The organism is Halorubrum tibetense (assembly GCF_042661865.1).
Taxonomy (GTDB): Archaea; Halobacteriota; Halobacteria; order Halobacteriales; family Haloferacaceae; genus Halorubrum; species Halorubrum tibetense.
In genome coordinates this window covers 1-3,667 of record NZ_JBHSWW010000245.1, presented here as the reverse complement: position 1 = coordinate 3,667, position 3,667 = coordinate 1, and the positions used below count along the sequence as shown (strand labels likewise).

Below are 3,667 nucleotides of genomic sequence, written 5' to 3'. Positions count from 1 at the left end.
ACTCAGACGAGAACTCTACCGCAAACCCGGACGAAAAGCGCTCAAACACGCCATCAAAGCAACTCTCTGAAATCAACAATGTGCTACACAAGAGCGCACTTCTTTTTCGACCGCAGATTCACCGGGATGATCGTCTCGCTGTTCGCCGAAGGCGGTGTCACACAGCGTATCACGTTCACGGAGTTCTTTTTTCGCGGCGAGCGATGGGACCCGACCCACTCGATCAACCCCGGCTACTGGATCGGTCCGCTCGTATGGGGGACGCTCATCGTTACGGTCGGTGCGGCCTTCGTTTCCATTCCTATCGGGACGTTAACCGCGCTGTACCTCTCTGAGTACGCCAGCCCCGAGGTCCGAGCCTATCTCAAGCCGGGACTCGAGGTCCTCGCCGGCGTCCCGACCATCGTGTACGGGTTCTTCGCTATCTCGTTCATTACGCCGTGGCTGCTCCAACCGCTGGCCGAGCTGCTCGGCTACCAGACTCGGTCGGCCAACGCGGCGGCCGGGGCCATCGTCGTCGGTATCATGACCATCCCGATCGTCGCTTCGATCAGCGAGGACGCGATGAACTCGGTGCCGGACGACCTCCGTGACGGCGCGTACGCGCTCGGAGCGACGAAGTTCGACGTGTCGACGCAGATCGTGCTTCCGGCGTCCGTTTCCGGCATCTTCGCCGCCTACATTCTCGCTATCTCACGGGCGATCGGCGAGACGATGGCGGTAGTTCTCGCAGCCGGCTTCACCGCGCAGATCACGCTTAACCCGTTCACTGAGATTCAGACCATGACTGCGTACATGGTCGACGCGACCCGCGGCGAGGCCGTCATCGGGAGTATTCGGTACCAGAGCCTCTTCGCGGTCGGACTGGCACTGTTCTTGATGACGCTCGCAATGAACCTGCTCAACGACCGGCTCAAACAACGCTACCGGGAGGAGTACCAATGAGCACGCCGTCCATGGACGAGCTGTTCGACGGCGTCGACCTGACGTGGGAGCACCGCAAGAACCGCGCCTTCCTGGCGCTGTGTTTCCTTTCGTCGGTCATCGGGCTCGTCGCGCTGGCGTTTCTCATCGGTGACGTGCTCTGGGAGTCGTACCGCGGCATCGTCGAATTCGATGTCGGCGTCGTCCACTTCCTGACGAGCACCGGATCGGTGAATCCGGAACGTGCGGGGCTGTTCGCCGCCATGGTCGGATCCATCATGCTGGTCGCGCTGACCGCCCTCTTCGCGTTCTTCATCGGTGTCGGTGCCGCGATCTATCTCGAGGAGTACGCGCCCGACAGCCGATTCGTCAGACTCATCGAGGCGAACCTCGCGAACCTCGCTGGCGTCCCCTCCGTCGTGTACGGATTGGTCTGTCTCGGACTGTTAGTCAACGGCCCGCCGGATCTGGGTCGCATCATCCTCGTCGGGTCGATAGCGCTCGGGCTGTTGGTGATGCCGATCATCATCGTCTCGGCGATGGAGGCGCTGCGTGCGGTACCGGACGGCGTCCGAAACGGCTCGTACGCGACTGGTGCGACGCAGTGGCAGACCATCCGTCGTGTCGTCCTTCCGGCGGCGATGCCCGGCATCCTGACGGGGACGATCCTGGCGCTCGCGCGCGCCCTCGGGGAGACGGCCCCGCTGCTAATGGTCGGTGCCATCGCTAGCGCTCGGCACACCCCGACGGGTCCCTTCTCCGATATCACGGCCATGACCGTGACTATCTTCGACTGGGCGTTCCGGTTTCAGGAGCACTTCCACGTGCTAGCCGCCATGGGTATCGTGACGCTGCTCGTGGTGCTGCTCGGCATGAACGGCGTCGCCATCTATCTGCGAAATCGCTACGAGACAGGAGTCTAACGATGTCAACAGGAAAAACAGACGACTCACTGATAATGACGGAGGTACAGACTGGCGAGAGCGACCGCGACGGCCGTCCGGATCGGACCGTCATCGAGACGCGGGACCTCGACGTGTACTACGGGGAGGATCAGGCGCTCCGCGACGTGTCCATCGAGATACCCGAAGAGAAGGTGACCGCTCTCATCGGTCCCTCAGGCTGCGGTAAATCGACGTTCCTCCGGTGTATCAACCGGATGAACGACCAGGTGGATGTCTGTCGAGTCGACGGTGATGTCATCTTCAAGGGAAAAAACGTGTACGACGACGACGTCGATCCCGTCGCGCTCCGACGAAAGGTCGGTCAGGTGTTCCAGAAACCGAACCCGTTCCCGAAGAGCATCCGCGACAACGTCACCTACGGACTGGAAGTGCAAGGCCAATCGGCCACGGATGAAGATGTCGAACGAGCCTTGCGAGGAGCCGCCCTCTGGGACGAGGTGAACGACCAGCTCGACTCCTCCGGCCTCGACCTCTCGGGCGGGCAGCAACAGCGGCTCTGTATCGCCCGCGCCATCGCGCCGGACCCCGAGGTGATCCTGATGGACGAGCCCACGTCGGCACTCGACCCGGTTGCGGCCTCGAAGATCGAGGACCTGATCGACGCGCTCGTCGAGGAGTACACCGTGATCATCGTCACCCACAACATGCAGCAGGCCGCCCGTATCTCGGATAAGACCGCGGTCTTCCTCACCGGCGGCGAGCTGGTGGAGTTCGACGACACGGCGACGATCTTCGAGAACCCCGACGATTCGCGCGTCGAGGACTACATCACGGGGAAGTTCGGATAATGCCCCGCGAGAACTACCAGCGGCGACTCGATGGGCTCCGAGCGAGCGTCGTCGACATGAGCGACCTCGTCATAGAACGGTACGCCGCGGCGATCGACGCCGCGGAGACCGGCGACGACGACCTCGCTCGCGAGGTGATCGAGGGCGATCACGAGGTGAACGAGCGATACCTCGCCGTCGAAGACGACTGTACCGAACTCCTCGCGCTCCAGCAACCGGTCGCTGGCGATCTCCGACTGGTGACGGCGTCGTTCAAGATCAGCACCGATCTCGAACGCGTCGCCGACCTCGCGACGAACCTCGCCGGATACGGCGCGGCCGAGGGCGGACTCCACCCGGCGGTCGATTTCCGTGAGCTCGCCGACCTCGCCGGCGAGATGGTCGCCGACGCGGTCGCCGCCGACGAGACGGTCGACGCCGACGCCTGCCGGGCGATCGCGGCCCGCGACGACGACCTCGATGACCGGTGTCGCCGGGCCAGCGAGGCGGTGATCCGTGACCTGCTAGAGGCGGACCGGGAACGGGTCACGACGGGAGCCGATGACGACGCTACTGACCAGCTTGCGGCCGCGCTCGACGAGGTCTCCCGCTCCTTACTCGCGATCCGTGAGATCGAACGCGTCGGCGACCACGCCGTCAACATCGCGGCGCGAGCGCTGTACATGGCCGAGAACGACGACGAGCTGATCTACTGAGATGACCGAGGACGGACCGTACGAACGCAAGGTGCAGTTGACTGGCGGGACGACCTACACCGTCTCGCTCCCGAAGACGTGGGCCCGAACACACGGGCTCGACGTCGGGGACCGCGTCAGCCTCCACCCCCGTGGCGATCGGCTCCTCGTCACCAAGGCGGCGGCGACCGAGGGGGACCGGAGCGTAACCGTTCCGGCCGGTCGATACGACCCGCCGCGACTCGCGAGGATCGTGACCGCCGCCTACGTCGCGGGCGTGACGGCGGTCCGGATCGCTGAGCGCCCGAACTCGGCG

Annotated in this window: 5 protein-coding genes; all 5 read left to right on the top strand. The window is 64.1% G+C overall.

Translation table 11 applies throughout. From position 1 onward, the window contains the following. Nucleotides 1-78 precede the first annotated feature (78 nt). A complete protein-coding gene (pstC, locus tag ACFQEU_RS12930; protein WP_379782793.1) occupies nt 79-945 on the top strand; it encodes a phosphate ABC transporter permease subunit PstC in 867 nt (288 codons plus the stop codon). Further along, nucleotides 942-1,847 carry a phosphate ABC transporter permease PstA gene (gene pstA, locus ACFQEU_RS12925; protein WP_379782790.1) on the top strand — a complete coding sequence of 302 codons (906 nt, stop codon included), beginning with the start codon at nt 942-944 and terminating at the stop codon, nt 1,845-1,847. The genes pstC and pstA overlap by 4 nt, the downstream gene beginning before the upstream one ends. Nucleotides 1,848-1,849: 2 nt before the next feature. Further along, nucleotides 1,850-2,677 carry a phosphate ABC transporter ATP-binding protein PstB gene (gene pstB, locus ACFQEU_RS12920; RefSeq protein WP_379782788.1) on the top strand — a complete coding sequence of 276 codons (828 nt, stop codon included), beginning with the start codon at nt 1,850-1,852 and terminating at the stop codon, nt 2,675-2,677. Beyond that, nucleotides 2,677-3,372, top strand: a complete 696-nt coding sequence (gene phoU, locus ACFQEU_RS12915; RefSeq protein WP_379782786.1) for a phosphate signaling complex protein PhoU — start codon at nt 2,677-2,679, stop codon at nt 3,370-3,372. The genes pstB and phoU overlap by 1 nt, the downstream gene beginning before the upstream one ends. Before the next feature lies 1 nt (nt 3,373). Continuing rightward, nucleotides 3,374-3,667: AbrB/MazE/SpoVT family DNA-binding domain-containing protein (locus ACFQEU_RS12910; protein ID WP_379782784.1), on the top strand; the 294-nt coding region annotated here is incomplete at its 3' end.

Bases quoted from the DNA above. Each gene is read 5' to 3' on its own strand.
- pstC (WP_379782793.1), top strand. From the start codon at position 79: ATGTGCTACACAAGAGCGCACTTCTTTTTCGACCGCAGATTCACCGGG.
- pstA (WP_379782790.1), top strand. From the start codon at position 942: ATGAGCACGCCGTCCATGGACGAGCTGTTCGACGGCGTCGACCTGACG.
- pstB (WP_379782788.1), top strand. From the start codon at position 1,850: ATGTCAACAGGAAAAACAGACGACTCACTGATAATGACGGAGGTACAG.
- phoU (WP_379782786.1), top strand. From the start codon at position 2,677: ATGCCCCGCGAGAACTACCAGCGGCGACTCGATGGGCTCCGAGCGAGC.